This is a genomic window from Streptomyces sp. NPDC088746 (assembly GCF_044751065.1).
Taxonomy (GTDB): Bacteria; Actinomycetota; Actinomycetes; order Streptomycetales; family Streptomycetaceae; genus Streptomyces.
The window spans coordinates 275,136-290,973 of the sequence record NZ_JBIVLA010000004.1 but is presented as its reverse complement, the minus strand read 5'-3'; the positions used below and the strand labels follow the sequence as shown (position 1 = coordinate 290,973).

14 protein-coding genes and 1 pseudogene are annotated in these 15,838 nt (G+C 68.2%); 8 read left to right on the top strand and 7 right to left on the bottom strand.

Features of this window, described 5'->3' with window-relative positions:
- Positions 1–2 precede the first annotated feature (2 nt).
- Both ACIP63_RS20270 and ACIP63_RS20265 read left to right on the top strand, forming a co-directional pair.
- Positions 3–908: a metallophosphoesterase family protein gene (locus ACIP63_RS20270; RefSeq protein ID WP_401517357.1), complete on the top strand. Its 906-nt coding sequence runs from the start codon at positions 3–5 to the stop codon at positions 906–908.
- Complete coding sequence (locus tag ACIP63_RS20265) at positions 905–1,573, top strand: 4'-phosphopantetheinyl transferase (RefSeq protein ID WP_401517355.1); 669 nt, start codon at positions 905–907, stop codon at positions 1,571–1,573. The genes ACIP63_RS20270 and ACIP63_RS20265 overlap by 4 nt, the downstream gene beginning before the upstream one ends.
- A 17-nt stretch (positions 1,574–1,590) precedes the next feature.
- On the opposite strand, the gene ACIP63_RS20260 is transcribed toward ACIP63_RS20265, so the two are convergent.
- A complete protein-coding gene (locus tag ACIP63_RS20260) occupies positions 1,591–2,145 on the bottom strand; it encodes a GNAT family N-acetyltransferase (protein ID WP_401517353.1) in 555 nt (184 codons plus the stop codon).
- Positions 2,146–2,329: 184 nt separating this feature from the next.
- Between ACIP63_RS20260 and ACIP63_RS20255 the strand changes: the two genes are divergently transcribed.
- On the top strand, positions 2,330–3,079 hold the full coding sequence (locus ACIP63_RS20255; protein WP_401517351.1) for an SDR family oxidoreductase: 750 nt from the start codon (positions 2,330–2,332) through the stop codon (positions 3,077–3,079).
- 130 nt (positions 3,080–3,209) lie between these two features.
- On the top strand, positions 3,210–3,926 hold the full coding sequence (locus tag ACIP63_RS20250; RefSeq protein WP_401517349.1) for a TetR/AcrR family transcriptional regulator: 717 nt from the start codon (positions 3,210–3,212) through the stop codon (positions 3,924–3,926).
- A 24-nt stretch (positions 3,927–3,950) separates the two neighbouring features.
- On the opposite strand, the gene ACIP63_RS20245 is transcribed toward ACIP63_RS20250, so the two are convergent.
- Positions 3,951–4,328, bottom strand: a complete 378-nt coding sequence (locus ACIP63_RS20245) for a tetratricopeptide repeat protein (RefSeq protein WP_401517348.1) — start codon at positions 4,326–4,328, stop codon at positions 3,951–3,953.
- Positions 4,329–4,448: 120 nt separating this feature from the next.
- Here ACIP63_RS20245 and ACIP63_RS20240 point away from each other — a divergent pair, with 120 nt between their 5' ends.
- The gene (locus ACIP63_RS20240; protein WP_401517347.1) at positions 4,449–5,414 is read left to right on the top strand and encodes a pirin family protein; all 966 of its coding nucleotides are present in this window, start codon (positions 4,449–4,451) and stop codon (positions 5,412–5,414) included.
- A gap of 406 nt (positions 5,415–5,820) precedes the next feature.
- Here the strand turns inward: ACIP63_RS20240 and ACIP63_RS20235 are convergent.
- A pseudogene (locus ACIP63_RS20235) lies at positions 5,821–5,981 on the bottom strand (transposase); the annotation flags it as partial.
- Between the two features lie 54 nt (positions 5,982–6,035).
- Between ACIP63_RS20235 and ACIP63_RS20230 the strand changes: the two are divergent.
- A complete protein-coding gene (locus ACIP63_RS20230; RefSeq protein ID WP_401517346.1) occupies positions 6,036–6,488 on the top strand; it encodes an SMI1/KNR4 family protein in 453 nt (150 codons plus the stop codon).
- An 84-nt stretch (positions 6,489–6,572) separates the two neighbouring features.
- On the opposite strand, the gene ACIP63_RS20225 is transcribed toward ACIP63_RS20230, so the two are convergent.
- Positions 6,573–10,439: a DNRLRE domain-containing protein gene (locus ACIP63_RS20225; protein WP_401517344.1), complete on the bottom strand. Its 3,867-nt coding sequence runs from the start codon at positions 10,437–10,439 to the stop codon at positions 6,573–6,575.
- Between the two features lie 577 nt (positions 10,440–11,016).
- Positions 11,017–11,709, bottom strand: coding sequence for a hypothetical protein (locus ACIP63_RS20220; RefSeq protein ID WP_401517343.1), 693 nt, complete (start codon positions 11,707–11,709; stop codon positions 11,017–11,019).
- Positions 11,710–11,824: 115 nt separating this feature from the next.
- Between ACIP63_RS20220 and ACIP63_RS20215 the strand changes: the two genes are divergently transcribed.
- On the top strand, positions 11,825–12,475 hold the full coding sequence (locus ACIP63_RS20215; RefSeq protein WP_401517341.1) for a TetR/AcrR family transcriptional regulator: 651 nt from the start codon (positions 11,825–11,827) through the stop codon (positions 12,473–12,475).
- A 179-nt stretch (positions 12,476–12,654) separates the two neighbouring features.
- Here the strand turns inward: ACIP63_RS20215 and ACIP63_RS20210 are convergent, their stop codons facing one another.
- Positions 12,655–12,870, bottom strand: a complete 216-nt coding sequence (locus ACIP63_RS20210) for a hypothetical protein (protein WP_401517339.1) — start codon at positions 12,868–12,870, stop codon at positions 12,655–12,657.
- Between the two features lie 4 nt (positions 12,871–12,874).
- The gene (locus ACIP63_RS20205; protein WP_401517337.1) at positions 12,875–13,486 is read right to left on the bottom strand and encodes a TetR family transcriptional regulator; all 612 of its coding nucleotides are present in this window, start codon (positions 13,484–13,486) and stop codon (positions 12,875–12,877) included.
- A gap of 142 nt (positions 13,487–13,628) precedes the next feature.
- Here ACIP63_RS20205 and ACIP63_RS20200 point away from each other — a divergent pair, with 142 nt between their 5' ends.
- A complete protein-coding gene (locus ACIP63_RS20200; RefSeq protein ID WP_401517335.1) occupies positions 13,629–15,371 on the top strand; it encodes a CocE/NonD family hydrolase in 1,743 nt (580 codons plus the stop codon).
- Positions 15,372–15,838: the final 467 nt, after the last annotated feature.

Here is a 15,838-nt window from a genome sequence, read left to right as displayed (position 1 = left end):
CAATGAGTTCCACCACCGAGCCGGTCCCTCACCCGCCGGGAGGCCGCGGCCGGCTCCTCGCGGTCAGCGATCTCCACGTCGGGATCGCCGACAACCGGCCCGTCGCCGACCGGCTGCACCCGACTTCCGACGAGGACTGGCTCGTCGTCGCGGGGGACGTGGCCGAACAGGCGGAGGAGGTCGAACGCGCGCTGGAACTGCTCGCGGGCCGATTCGCCCATGTGGTGTGGACTCCCGGGAACCACGAGCTGTGGACCGTGGACAAGGACCCCGTACGGCTGCGCGGCCACGCGCGGTACGAGCACCTCGTCCAGGTGTGCCGCGAGCTCGGGGTGACCACGCCCGAGGACCCCTACCCCCTGTGGCAGGGCCCGGGCGGCCCGGTGGCGGTGGCCCCTGTGTTCCTTCTGTACGACTACTCCTTCAGGGCCCCGGGGACGAGGACCAAGGAGGAGTCCCTGGCCCGCGCCCACGAGGCGGGCGTCGTCTGCACCGACGAATACCTGCTGCACCCCGACCCCTATCCGACCCGTGACGACTGGTGCCGGGCACGGGTGGCGCTGACCGAACAGCGGCTGGCCGCGCACGACCCGGACGTACCGCTCGTCATCGCCGGGCACTGGCCGCTGCTGCGCGAACCGACCTCGGTGATGTGGTACCCGGAGTTCGCCCAGTGGTGCGGAACGGAGCTCACCGCCGACTGGCACCGCCGCTTCAACGTCGCGGCCGTCGTCTACGGACACCTCCACATCCCCCGGACGACCTGGCACGACGGAGTGCGGTTCGAGGAGGTCTCGATCGGCTACCCCCGGGAGTGGCGGAAGCGGGGCCATCCGCGCGGGCTGCTGCGGCAGATCCTTCCGTACGACGGAGAGCCGGCCACGGCCGTGAAGGGCGACGCCTCGTGATCGAACGGCTCCTTCCCGCGTACGTCGCCTGCGCGGACACCTACGAGGTGGACGCTCCGGCGGGCAGCCTGTACCCGGAGGAGGCGCGGCTCGTGGCCGCGGGCGTGGACCGGCGCCGGCACGAGTTCGCGGCGGTCCGCGTCTGCGCGCGACGCGCCATGGCCACCCTGGGGCTGCCTCCGGCCCCTGTGATGACCGGTCATCGCGGGGTGCCGTTGTGGCCGGACGGGATCGTCGGCAGCATGACGCACTGCGTGGGTTATCGCGCGGCGGCACTGGCGAGGGCGTCTCAGGTGCGCGCGCTCGGTATCGACGCCGAGCCCAACGAACCCCTTCCGGACGGGGTGTGGGAGGCGATCTCACTGCCTTCGGAACGCGCGAGGCTACCGCTGGACACGGACAGCCCGGTCCACTGGGACCGGCTGCTGTTCAGCGCCAAGGAGAGCGTCTTCAAGACGTGGTTCCCCCTTACCCGGATCGAACTCGGCTTCGAAGAGGCGGATATCAGCTTCCGCACGAGCCCGGACACCGCCACCGAAGGCACGTTCGTCGCGAGACTCCTGCTGACGGCGCCCGGAATGCCGAGGTCGTACGAGGGCAGGTGGCTGATCGACGACGGCTTCGCGGTGACCGCGATCGTGCTCCCGGAGGGCCCTGCCGTGTGAAGCCTGGGGGTCCCCGGTCACCGCACCGCGCGGTCGGACCACGGAACTTCGTCTCCCAGGGGAGTGCCGGGCCAGTCGGCGCGGTAGTGCTTCAGCCGGTCGTCCACCGCGACCAGCCGCATGCCGGCCGACGTCATGACGCGATGGGATCCGACGTTGTCCAGATCTGCGTCGCCCTTCACGGAACGAACCCCCTGGGACCGGGCGAAGGCCAGGAGCGCCCTGAGCGCCTCGGAGGCGTAACCCCGGCCGCGTTCCGAGCCGATGAGGCCGTATCCGATGGTGACCTGGCCCGCGGCGTCCGGTCTGCCGTGGAAGGCCACGCCGCCGATCGCCATCCCGTCCGTACGCCGTCGTATCTCGTACGGACCGAAGGGCTGCGGGTTCCCGGTGCTCGCGCAGGCCGCCAGGAAGCGTCGGGCGCCTGCACGGTCGCCCTCGTCGGGGTAACCGGGTGCCCACCGTGCTCCGTCCGGAGGGGTGCGCGTGTCGCCGGTCTTCACCACCGCTGCCTGCGCGGCGGTCAGCGGATGCAGGGTGAGGCGGGCGGTCATGAGGATGTCCAGGTCCATGACGTCTGACTATCAGCGGTCGGAAGGCGGACGCACCCGAGTTTTCATTCGCTCCCGGCCGGGGTGGCGACGCCGGTAACGTCGCTACCGTCCTGGGGTAGCGTTGCTACCGACTTGGTGTTAGCGTTGTTGTTGTCAGGGTTCGTGGAACCGCGGGCAACTTCTTCGCCACAGGAGCAACGTCATGACCGAGCAGCACACCACCCCCGCACGCAGGGTCGCGCTTGTCACCGGCGGTTCGCGAGGTATCGGCCGCGAGAGTGCCGAGCGGCTGGCGGCGGACGGGTTCGCGGTCGTCGTCAACTACGCCGGGAACAAGGCCGAGGCCGAAGCGGCCGTGGCCGCCGTCGTCGCCGCGGGTGGCGAGGCCGTCGCGCACCAGGCGGACGTCGCCGACGAGGCGGCGGTCGCCGCTCTCTTCGACGCGGCCGACGAGGCCTTCGGGGGAGTGGACGTGGTCGTTCACGCCGCGGGCGTCATGTCGCTCTCCCCGCTGGTCGACCTCGACCTGGACGCGCTGGACCGGATGTACCGCACCAACGTCCGTGGGACGTTCGTCGTCGACCAGCAGGCTGCGCGCCGTCTGCGCGCAGGCGGGGCGATCATCAACTTCTCCAGCTCGGTGCTGGCGCTGGCCATTCCCGGATACACCGCCTATGCCGCCACCAAGGGGGCCGTGGAGGCGATGACGCTGATCCTCGCCCGTGAGCTGCGCGGCCGGGACATCACGGTCAACGCCGTCGCCCCCGGGCCCACCGCCACCGCGTTGTTCCTGGACGGCAAGGACGAGGAGACCATCGCGAAGATGGCCGCACAGCCTCCGCTCGAGCGGCTGGGAGCCCCCGAGGACATCGCGGAGGTCGTCGCCTTCCTCGCCGGTCCCGCCCGCTGGGTCAACGGCCAGGTGCTGCGTGCAAACGGCGGAATCATCTGACCGGGCGGTGGTCCCGGCCATGCCCCGGGACGCCGTGGGCCGGCCTGCCGAAAAGCAGGCCGCGGAGGGCGAGCCGCCCTCGCCCCCACCGTCCGGTGGGCCCCGTACGGCGCTTGATAGCGTCCCTCCGGTGAGTACACGAGCGCGCATCCTCGACGTCGCGGCCCGGCTGGTCGCGGAGTCCCCCGACGGGGACATCTCCACGCGCGCCGTGTGTGAGGCGGCCCAGGTGGGAGCACCTGCCCTCTACAGGTACTTCGGGGACAAGGAAGGCCTGCTGTCGGCGGTCGTCGACCACGGCTTCGACGCCTATCTGGCGACCAAGCGGGAGCGGGGCGAGACCACCGACCCCGTCGAGGATCTCCGTAACGGCTGGGACAGCCACGTCGATTTCGCTCTCCGGAACCCGAATCTGTACCGGCTGATGCACTCCCCGGCGATGCGGACGCCGCCGGCGGCAGCCTTCGAGTCGCACCGCATCCTGACACGGGATCTGGAGCGGGCGGCCGAACAGGGGAAGCTGCGCATGGCTCCCGAACTGGCCGCCCAGATGATCATGTCGGCCACGACGGGCGTCGCGCTGATGCTGGTCTCCCGGCCCGCGACCTTCCAGGACGCCGGAGTGTCGGCGCGCGTCCGGGACGCCGTGCACGCCGCCGTCTTCACCCCGGACGCACGCGTGAGCGAGCCGGTGGACACCGAAGTTCCCTCCGCCGCCGCCCGGCTGGGCGCCCTGCTGCGCCGGTCGCACGGATCCGGGCTGAGTACGGCTGAATCGGCGCTGATGACCGAATGGCTGGACCGGGTGTCGAACGCGGAAGGTGACCCGGCCCGGGGAGTGGAGTAACCTCCCCCGGCCGGTGTGTGCATGTCACCCCTCGTTCGGCTGCTCCCGCGCAAGAGGCCCGGAATCGAGGTCCCCGGTCATCGCCTGGGCCATCCGCAGATGGGGGACCGCCTCCGCGTGCCGGCCCTGACGCTCGAGGGTGCGTCCGAGCATCAGCCGCGCGTAGTCCTCGACAGGGCTGCGCTCCAGCACCTCGCGCAGCTCGGCCTCGGCCTTGGCGAGTCTGGCCGAGTGGTAGTAGGAGCGCGCCAGCAGCAGCCGCGGCGCCACCTGCTCCGGCACCTCCTGCACCAGCCCGCCGAGGATCCGTGCCGCGGTCAGGTACTCCTTCGCCTCGAAGAACAGCTGGGCCCGGTCCCAGCGGTCGGCGGGTGTACCGAACTCGTAGTAGGTGTCGTCCACTTCTCCTCCTCGGCCGCGATGTCTACAGTCCCCTCAACACCACACGGTGGTTGAACATTCCACTAAAATTTCGGCGTGGGGACCGGCGCTCCATGGCCGTACGGGAATAGGTTGTGCGCCATGAGCAATCTCGATCGCCAGGCCGCTCTCTCCGTCTGCGGAGGGCGCGGCTTCGTCGTCGCCGAACCGGTACGTGAACTCCTCACCCCGCGCCGTGTCCAGCTCGGCGAATCCACCGAGGTGCGCAGACTGCTGCCCAATCTGGGACGCCGCATGGTCGGCGCCTGGGCGTTCGTGGATCACTACGGCCCCGACGACATCGCCGACGAGCCCGGCATGCAGGTGCCGCCGCACCCCCATATGGGGCTGCAGACGGTCAGCTGGCTGCACGAAGGGGAGGTGCTGCACCGGGACAGCCTGGGCAGCCTCCAGCAGATCCGGCCCCGGGAGCTGGGTCTGATGACCTCCGGCAGAGCCATCAGCCACTCCGAGGAGAGCCCGAAGCCGCACGCCAGGTTTCTGCACGGTGCCCAACTGTGGGTGGCCCTGCCCGACGCCCACCGGCATGTCGAGCCGCACTTCCAGCACCACACCGACCTGCCCGCCGTGACAGCGCCGGGAGTCACCGCCACCGTGATCCTGGGGGAGCTCGACGGAGCCGTATCGCCCGGCCGCTCCTACACCCCGATCGTCGGAGCCGATCTGGCCCTGACCGCCGGCGCGGAAGCCCGGCTGCCGCTCGACCCGGACTTCGAGTACGCGGTGCTGTCGATGTCCGGCGAGTCCCGCGTCGACGGCGTCCCGGTCCTCCCCGGCTCGATGCTCTACCTCGGCTGCGGCCGCACCGGCCTGCCGCTGCGCGCCGAGTCCGATGCCGGGCTCATGCTCCTCGGCGGAGAGCCGTTCGAGGAGGAGATCGTCATGTGGTGGAACTTCGTGGCCAGAACCCACGACGATATCAGGCAGGCCCGCGAGGACTGGATGAACGGTGATCGGTTCGGTGCCGTACGTGGCTACGACGGCCCGCCCCTCCCGGCTCCCGCCCTGCCCGATGTGCCGCTGAAGCCGCGTGGACGTGTGCGCTGAGCTGGGAGTTCTTACGGGTTATTGGCTTTCGAGGCGTGCCCGATCATGCCTGAGTCGTACTGCGGGCGGGGGATGCCTGGAAGCGGCTGAGAGCGCCTCAGGGGGAAGCCTTCCTCTGGACCAGCGTTCCCATCTGTGCCCGCGTCTGACCTTGTGTGCCAGGACGGATGCTGACTCGATGCTGACTTTCCTGGCTGGGCGTCAGGTAGGTTCGGCTGCTGGTTGAGGCGCTCGGCGGTCTTCGAGACGGCGATGCCGTAGTTCGGAGCTGCCTTCTGGTTGGCGGCGAGCCGAGGAACAAGTCGGTCAGCGTCCGGACGGTCACCGCCCTCCCGGTGAATGGTGCCGGCTACCGGGTGGCGGCCGGGGGCACAGCCGCTCTGGTCAAGGTCGGTTTCGACGCCGTGGGCAACTGCTGCCACGTGCAGCCCGACGTGGCCACGAACACGATCGCCGCCAGGACTCCCGATCGCCGTGACGGCACCGACCGCCACCTTGCGGCCGCGACGGCGCCTCCGGCACCACCTGCTGGAGCAACTCCTCACATGCGCTGAGACGCCACTCCACGCGAGGCGAGCCGAAGCCCGGTTCCGGCTTCTCACGCGCCGGTAGCATGAGCACATGAGTACCCGTGTGATCGCGGCCTGGGACCGTATCGAGTCCATGCTGAGTCTCCGCTCTCCAGCCACGCCAGTGCCCCATGGCGCCTCCGACGAACTGATGGCGGAAGCGGAAGCCGCACTCGGGTTCCGTCTCCCCGCCGACCTCCGGACACTGTGGCAGCGATGCGGCGGGACGTTCGGGCCGCTGACACCCGAGGGTGAGGTGCTGCTCGGGGTGCGGCAGACATTGGAGACCTATGCCCTCCTGAGTGACCCGGGGGTCTGGGAGACGACGTGGATCCCGTTCACCGCCGACGAACCCGATGACCCGTTCAGTGGGACGTTCATCGACGCCGCGACCGGACTGACCGGGTCGTGGAACCGGCAGGACGTCTCGCATCTCTATGACGACGGCAGCACCCTCGCCGGGTATCTGGCCGAGGTGGCCGATGAGCTGCAGGAAGGCCACTGACTACATCGAGCGAACCCCGCCCGCTGCGGAGAAGACTCTGCAACAGGCGGGGTTCGTCGTGTCAGGGCCCCGGTTCCGTAGGGCTCAGCGGCGCGGTGTGCTGAGCTTCGGCGCCGAACGGCTTCTCTGCGGGAAACCGTCAGCCCACCCGTCGCAGATGACCGTTGCCGCACTCCAGTCGCATCCGGCGGCCTTCAGTCCCGTCCAGACGTAGTAGCCGTCAGCGTCCAGCAGCCGGTTCGCCGACGCGAACTGGCCGAACAGGCGCATAGCACCCGAGTTGACCTCCAGCGACATCGATGACCGCCCGCACTTGGCCTTCGTCCAGTCCGGTTCGGGGTAGCGCCCGTCGTCACGGAAGTGAAGCGTGCCGTCGTCGCTCAGGCCCTCGTAGGTCTGCACGCACTCCTCGCCGTTGGCGACGAGGTACGGACTGGCGTTGCCGTCGGGCGTCTTGGGCATGCCACCGGATTCGTAGGTGGCGTTGAAGGCGTACTCGTCACATGACGGCTTGTCCTTCGGGTTGGGGTTGGTCGGCTTGGGCGTCAGCAGGTAGTCGAACAGGGCGGTCTTGTCGTGCGGGACGAAACCCGTCGCGCCCGAACGCCCGCAGACGACCTTGCGGTTCTCCTGATCTGACCGGTCGAAGCGGTTGCGCTGCGGCTTCCCCTTCTTGGTCATGGGCAGGTAGTGCAAGGGATTGCTGTAGTCGCCGCCTACGTGTCCCGGCAGCTTGGCCGCCATGAGCTCGGCGTGCACGGCCGCAGCGGGGTGTGTGTTCGGGTCAATGACCCATCCGGGGTTGTTGGCCGGGAACACGCATCCTGGGGGCATGTTGTAGATATTCGCCCCGTCGCAGCGGGCCGAGAATGTCCCGTTCTCGAATCTGACGTTCTGCTGCTTGACCCCGTCCAGGCTGGTGTCGATCTGCATGCGGAAGTCGATCGGGAAGGAGCGCTGCCGGTCCTGGTCGTGCGGGCCGCTGGTGTCGAGGTCGTCGAGGGTGCTGTCCCACGTCATCACCGCGGTACCGGTCTGCTCGTGCGGGTCGGTGGCGTAGGAGCCGTTCCACGTCATCAGCCCGTCCCAGTCGAACTCGGGGCTGTCGGTGCATCCGAAGTCGCAGGCGGGGTCGAATTTCACCTTGATGCTGCCAGTGACCGGCGGTTCGCTGGGCAGCAGCGGCTGCGGAGTCCACTTCGCCCAGAACTTGATGTCCTTGGACCTCACATCGGTCAGCACCTGCGCCTGGATGTCGAAGACGGCCACCCCCTTCAGCTTGGGCGGCTGGCTGCTGGATATCTCGATGGCCCGGTAGGTGTACCGGTAGCCCAGGCACGCCTCGGTGCGGGTGAAAGTGCCGTCGGCGTCAGGACCCGTCTGCGAGCAGTACGGGATGATCGGCGCGGGGGTCGTATCGGCTCGGGTGCCGGGCGCCTCGCTGGGCCGGACCGCCTTGGCGCCGGGCTTGAGCACCTCTCTCAGTTCGACCTTGGAACAGATCCGAGTGGCGCCTGAGTCTTCGCACCGCTCCTTGCCGGTGCGGCCGGCCGCCCTACCGTCGGGAGTGGTGACGCTGCCTGCGCGAGCGGGCTCCAGGATGGTGGCGTCGGGGCTCCAGTCGGGAATGAACTGGGGCCCCTCCACCTGCTGCCAGGTACCGCTGCTCTTCTGCGGCTTGGGCAGAGCGATGTCGATGATGTGGTTGCTCCGTCGTGGGCCCGTACCCGCCCGGAACCCGTAGGCGCGGACCTCACCGACGTTGTCGGCACGGTCGACGGTGCTTGCCTCGACGTAGTGCGAACCCACGGTACCGGGAGTGACCACGAAGGCTGCGTTGCCGGCTGCTGTCGCGACCGACTGCCAGACGTCCGCGCGCAAGGCCGGTGAGGTTTCCGGGTCGTCCATCGAGCCCTCGTCCTCCGTGAGGTCGGCGATGCCGTCCACGCGGTAGCGAACCTCACGGGCACCACCATCGCCGGTTTCGACGTCGAACTGGCCCGCGGTGCCGCTTCCGCCGCCCCACTGCCCTTCGGGGTAGGTGGCGGAGGACATCATCACCGGTTCGCCCGGTGCGGTGGTATCGACGGCGAACTGGGTCCAGGGCGACCAGGCGAGATTGTAGTGGGTGCCGTCGTAGGAGTTGGTGCGGAACTTGTACGTCCTGCCGTCCTTCAGCTGACCGGCGGGGACTGTGACGGAGGCCGGCTTGCCGGAGGCGACGAAGTCGGAGACGAGCAGGCCCTCTCCCGAGGATGTGGTGATGGGGAGGTTGGTGGCGGCGTCGTAGACCTGGAAGGTGCCGTTGACGGTGTCGCCGTCGGCGTCGGCGAAAGTGTCCCGCAACGCCGGGGTGGTGGTGTTGACCGCCCACACCCCCGCGTACGACTTGAACGGTGCGCCCGCCTGGCGGTCGGTCCCATCCGAGGGGCGGTAGTTGTAGGTCACCGACAGCTTGGGCTGGTTGGACGCGCTGTTGGCGGAGTTGACGCGCTTCCAGGCCTTGACGTCGTCACTGGCGGCGCGCAGCCCCATGTGGCCTCGGGTGGTTCTGGCGGAGGCCCAGGACTGCACGAGTTCGTCCACGTCGGCGTTGATCCAGCCATCGGGCTGGGCGGTGCACGACGGGTTTCCCTTGGTCTCTGTGGAGGAATGGTACTGCTTGTTCCACGTCGGCTGTGAGGTCCAGCGTGAAGACGTGGAGGCGGCGGTGGTGTCCCAGACGGTCCAGGACTGCGCGGTGCAGTCGGTGTTGCCCGAGTGGAAGTTGTACAGCGACAGGTTGGTTTCGACGATCAGCGAGTCCTGGATCGGTGTGGTGTTCCACGTGATGAAGGACCGTGCGGTGCGCGCCGTGCCGTTGGAGTTGGTGGTGCCGGGGTTACCGAGGTCGAGTTCGACATCGGTGGACCAGTCGACGGTCTCGCCCTGCTGCACATAGGTGTCGAAGGTGTTCGACAGCGCGGACGTGGACGGGTCGACCGTGACCGGGTACTGCGTATCGGGATCGGCCAGGTAGTCGGCATCGGGGGTGACCAGCAGGTCGACCTCACCCGCGCCCTTGTCCACCACCCGCATGTCGACGCGCACTCTGTTGGTGTGCTCGCCGGATGCCTTGTCGACGGCCGCGTCCCACATCACCGGGGCAGGCATAACGGCGCGCTCAGCGCCGGTCTCGGCGTCGGAGAAGGTGACCGAACCGTCTTTGTTCGCCTTCGCCTTCAGGCCGTCGGCCTTTACCGGCAGGGTGTAGGAGTACGCACCCGTGGGCCGCTTGCCGATCTCGACGAACTGCTCGAAGCCTGTGCGGGTGGCTTCGACGATGACGTCTGCCCCGGGTACCGCGTTTCTGTAGCGGGCGCGCGTGCCCTTCAGCTCGGGCTCCGGAAGACCGCCCTTCCACTGCAGCGTGACCTTCTCTTCGCCGGTACCGAGGGTGACCAGGTCACGGGCCGGGCCATCGTGTGCTGCGCCCAGCGACTTCGGCAAAGTGCCGCCCTTCCCGGCCAGTCGCAGGCTGTTGGGGTGCGACTTGGGGGCGATGTTCCCGTCCACGCCCCTGACGAGGGTGGCATCCACCTGCCGCCATGTGCCGTTCGCCCATATTCGTTCTGGGCCGGCGGTGAGTTCGGTAGTCAGGGTGGCGTCGGGGTTGGCCACGGTGTATGTCGTCGGAGTGGTCTCGTCGGTGACAACGACCTTCTCGCCGGTCCGCTTCGCCTCGGTGATCGCCCACGCCTTGGAACCCTTGGCATGCGCGGCGGCCCACGCCAGATCCGACGCCGCGATGTCCGCCTCGTGCGGCTGAATCGGGCCGGAGCTGTGGCCGGGCGCAGGTGCTGCGGTTGCCTGGCCGCCCGGTAAGAGGGTGGCTTCGGCCAGAAGGAGCAGGAGCGCCCCAGCCGTGACGCCTGTTCGGCGCCGTCCAGCAGGGTGTCTGTGGGAACGCACGGATCAACGCATCCTCTCTGTATTCGAACATTCATTCGATCAAGTGTGTGCGATGAGACCCTACGTTGCGTGTGTGTGTTACGCGAAGACAGTTACGGAAGCCAACTCAATCGTGGTCGTCTGCATGCGAGTTGCCGCAGTCGACCTGCACTGCAAACGTGTTGTTCGCTACACAGATGGTCCACACTGTGGGCACAGCCTTCGACTGAAGCAGTCGTCGATCCGTCAGTGACTGTTCTGCCTGCGGCAGCGTCCGGGAACATCGGGGCGCGCATGATCGCGCCGCCGCGCGACGGTGCTCATCCAGCCAGCGAGCCCAGCACGACGGTCAGTTCGCTCGCGCGCGCTCTCGTGCCGCGTGCGCTGAGCACGGTTCGGGCCGCCCTCATCGGCACGCTGTTCGGGCATCCACTGAGAACATCCGGCCGTACGACGTGAAACGAAGGCGCGATGCCGAGTCCAGTCGGCCTTCCAAGCCCAAGATCAATCTCACCGAGAGGGGCTGACCTATCGGGCCCGGCACCCGCTCATGCGGTCGGCAGCCTCGCGGCTGCCGACCAGATGTCGGGCAGAAGCCTCAGGCCTGGGCAGCCGCTGCGGCGACGATCCAGTTCCTGAATTCGACGGCGTAGTGCCGCAGGTGGTGGTCCAGGACCTCGTCCGGGCACGAGGTGGGGAAGTAGACGGTCAGGTTCGCCGTGAAGCCGTCAGTGGTGTCACCGAACTGGATCAGCGCCCGCCCGACCACGGTGCCGTCCGCCAGGAACAGGTTCGAGGACATCTTGCGAGGAAACTCGGGCTCGGGGAGAAGCTCGTCCGCGTCCGCGGCCCACGCCACGGCGTCCGATCCCCAGCCGCCCATGTAGAAGGAGGCGACGTGGGGGCCGATGTTCTCCACCACGCGCGCGCCGATCTCATCGGTGCCCATCACGTAGTGCTCAGGGTGCGCCGCGAGAAGCGGCTGCTCGTCGCCGGCGAACGCCTTGTCCATCCAGGCCAGGAACGCACCCGAGGTGAGGCCCTTCGTCGCGAGCACGGTCGTGCCCCCCTTGAAGCGGCCGTCGGAGGTGCGGACACTCTCGCGCAGGAAGGCGTTGCCCTCCTCGATGTCCGCCGCGAGGAGGTCGAGCAGACCCTGGCGGCCCAGTCGCGTCCGGAAGCGGTCCAGTGCGCGGCGGGCGTAGAACAGCTCGAAGTCGTCGATGCTCCCACCGGTGGGGCCGGACTCGAGAGTCACCGTCACCGGCGGCGAGATCTGGTTGTCGGTCATGGTCGAACCTCCAGGTAGTATGTGAATGTGAATTCGTATTCACATGGCGAGGGTACCCAGAGGTGTGGACCACTTGTCAAAAGAACCTGCCGAGACCCCCCACTACGATGCTGGAATGACTGAGGAGCCCGACCGCCCGCTGAGCTACCGGCAGCCCCAGCAGGCACGCAGCGCCGCGACGCTGGCCCGCGTCCTGAAGGCTGCTGAGGAGATCGCCGCCTCATCCGGCCTGGAGGAGATGACGATGACCGGCGTCGCCGAGCGCGCCGGCGTCTCCGTCGGCACGATCTACCGCCGCTTCGAAGACAAAGAACAGCTGATCACTGCCCTGACCGAGCGGATGCTGGAACGCCGCGAGGAGTACATGGCCGAGCGGCTGCACGCGGCGGAGCCCTCGCTCTCCGGCGTCCTGGGCGCCTACGCGCACGCCCTGCTGGAATCCTTCGCCGACAGCAACAGCCTCTTCCCCGCACTGCTGCGCGCCGGGAGGAACAAGACCATGGACCGAGGGGCCCACACCATCACCGAGATCCACCGCCTCCTGCTCGAAGCGGCGGCCCCCTATACCGGGCAGATCCAGCGCTCCCACCCGCAGGAGGCGCTGGACACCGCGGCCCGCGCCGTCCTTGGCGCCTGCTTCCACAACTCGGTGCGCCCCGACCCCGTCACGGGCGAGACGGCCAGGCGCCGCTACGCCGACGAACTCAGCGACATGGCAATCGCCTACCTCCTCACCCCCGACCGCAGGGGCGCTGCCCACGACTGAGCGGCTTTCGCCGGCCGGCTTACGCTCTTCCCCGCATCAGAGCTGTAAGCCTTTGAACCCTGGCGACGACGGACCGGCATCGCGCGAACGGGAACGCGGGGCATGGCGCGTCGGCCGCCACTGTCGCTCAAGCCAACGGCGCCGTTTGAAGACGCCCCAGAGCCCGACGCCGAAGCCGATCATGAGCGCGACGGCGAACGGGTACCCTCCTCGACGGCCAGTGGGTGCAGGCCGAACCGGACAGCGGCGGTCTCGAGATCATCCGGACCGGGGTCCATCGGTCCGATCCAGGCCACGCCTCCAGACCGCTCCTGTTCGTCGGCGGCGTCGTGTAGGTCGGGCGGGCAGGTGGTGGGGTGTCCTTCGACGTAGATGCGGTCGTCGATCGCCGTCATCGCCCTACTCCTTGCCGTCGGTGGCCTGTGGTGTCGGAACCAGCACACTCTGTACGGCGGGCCCGACGAGCGCGACCAACGTCTCACGCTCCGCCTCCGTGAGCGTCGGGACACCGACGATGCCTCGTCCCACCATGAGCCCGACGAGCATCGACGACACGATGCCTGCCCGGAGCGTCGCGCCGTCGACTGCGCGTGACGCGATGGCGTCGACGAGCAGGCGTTCCTGGAGGAACTCGCGTAGCTGCTCGTTCGCCTGCTCGTTGACGATCGCGCCGCGGAGCATTGCCATGAGCGGCTCCGAAGTCCGGGCGTCGACTTCCCACACCTCGATGAAGGCGCGGACCACACGTTCCCCGAGGAGGTCGTCGGTCCCCTCGAAGGCCGCGCTGAAGCGCGTCAAGGCGTCCGCGGGAACGGACATGACGGCAGCGAAGAGCTCGTCCTTCGAGCGGAAGAACTGCATCACAAGCGACGCGTCCACACCGGCATCGGCGGCTACCCGTCGGATCGTGGTCCCGGTGAAGCCGTCGGTGGCGAATCGGGTGCGAGCCGCGTCGAGGACCGCCTGCCGGGTGGTGTTCGTCCCCGGCCGGCGGCCGCGGCGTGCGGCCATTGCGGGAGTCGTATCAGCGGTCATGGTCCAAAAATACCTCCCCGACACGAAACTCAACGCCGGTTGAGTTATGAGTTCGGCAGACGTACGCTCGAATGGCCAGAGCCTGACCAGCGGATGAAGTAGATGCGAGGAGCTCCCCATGAGTGAGGACCAGAAGGTATTCACGCCGTCCCGGCCGCTGGAGCCGGGTCCCCGATACGGGATCCTGAGCGGTTTCGAGCCCGGAACCCGAACCTTGGAGGCGGGTTTCCGGATCGCTCCGCCGTTCAAGCCGCTGCCCGTCGACATCGTCTTCGAGAAGGACGTGCCGGTCACCTTGCGTGACGGTGTCACGATCCGCGTCGACGTGTTCCGCCCCGTCGGATCGGAGAAGGTGCCGGTCATCGTGGCGTGGAGCCCGTACGGCAAGGGCCAGGGCACCTCCGCCAGCGTGATGGGCATCTTCGGCATGGTCGGGCTGGACAACGGAATCGTCTCCGGCCTCGCGAAGTTCGAGGGGCCGGACCCGGCGTACTGGTGCGCGCAGGGTTACGCGATCTGCAACCCGGACATCCGGGGTGTGGTGGACTCCGAGGGCGACAGCGTCGTATGGGACCGGCAGGAAGGCCGGGACTGCTACGACCTGGTCGAGTGGCTGGGCGTCCAGGACTGGTGCACCGGCAAGGTCGCCATGAGCGGAACCTCCTACCTCGCCGTATCGCAATGGTTCACCGCGGCGGAGCGGCCTCCTCACCTGGCGGCGATCAACCCGTGGGAAGGCGTGAGCGACGTCTACCGCGACCTGGTGATGCGCGGCGGCATGCCCGACACCGGGTTCGCCGAGCAGCTCCAGAACAACAGCTACTGGGGCAAGGGCCAGAGGGAGGACATCGTCGCGGAGGCTGAGCGCCACCCGCTGATGGACGACCTGTGGGAGAACAAGATCCCGCAGTTCGACCGGATCACCGTGCCTGCCTACGTCGTCGCCAGCTACTCCAACACACTGCACACCGCGGGTACTTTCCGCGCCTGGCGCCGCATTGCCTCCACGGACAAGTGGCTGCGGATCCACAACAGCCAGGAATGGCCCGACTACTACGACGAGACGAACACGGAGGACCTGCGACGGTTCTTCGACCGCTTCCTCAAGGGTGAGGACAACGGATGGGAGCAGACGCCCCGCGTGCGCTACTCCCTCCTGGACCTCGAAGGCGGCGACCAGGTGAACATCCCGGCGGACGAGTTCCCGCCCGTAGAAGTCACGCCGGCGAAGTACTACCTGGACGGCCGTTCACGGACGCTGGGGACGGCGGCGCCCGCCGCCGAGGCGACGGCGGGCTACACCGCGGGGGCCAACCCCGACACGGTGTCGTTCGTGACCCGCTTCGACCAGGAGACCGTTCTGGTCGGCTACCCGAAGGCACACCTCTGGGTCGAGGCGCAGGGGTCCGACGACATGGACCTGTTCGTCCTTGTCCAGAAGCTCGACGCCCACGGCACGCCGCTGCAGCAGTTCACGGTCCCCAATCAGGGTGCACAGATCCAGGACGTCACCGAGCGGGGCGCCTCGATCCTGCGGTACAAGGGCTCGGACGGACGTTTGCGCGTCTCGATGCGACACCTGGACAAGGTGCTCTCCACCGAGGACGTGCCCGCTCACAGCTTCGACCGGGTCGAGAAGCTCTCACCAGGCGAAGTCGTCGACATCGAGATCGACCTGCTCCCGGTCGGGCTCACCTTCTACGCGGGCGAACAGCTCCGATTCGTCGTCAGCGGCCGCTCGCTCCTGGGCACGATGATGCCGGGTAACCGCGAGTACACCCCCGCCAACAGCGGACAGCACATCATCCACACCGGGGGAGAGCGCGCTTCCTACCTGCAGCTCCCCGTGAAGACCAGCTGATCCGGAAGGGGGCCGGTCCCGTCTGCGGACGGGACCGGAACGCCCCTCGCGAGGGTGTCAACACCTTTCCTCTCTCGGTCCGTCACGCGTGCTTGCTTTTTTCGTGGTTGTCCGGCGCAGGACCCGTTACCGCCGAGGGCAGAGCAAAGTAGCGTCGAGTTCCTGGAGCGGGCCAGCAAAAGAATGCAGGCAAGGGGATGATTTCGTGCCGGTGCGCGATGTACTCGCCCAGGGGCTGGTCGCTGGTGGGGAGTATCGTCAGCGTGACTCTCGATCAGGTCGAGCGGATGGGTGTGCAGCGAGCTGAGCAGCGGGTTCGCTTAAGCTTGTCGAAGGCGTTGGAATGCGTCGCCAGACCGGCTTTTTGCCGCACCATGGCCTGAAGGGGCCGGTGCTCCCGTCCTTTGGAATGCCGTGCTGATCACTGCGTATGAGGGGCGTTCACAGGTTCTGCGCGACACAGAGAG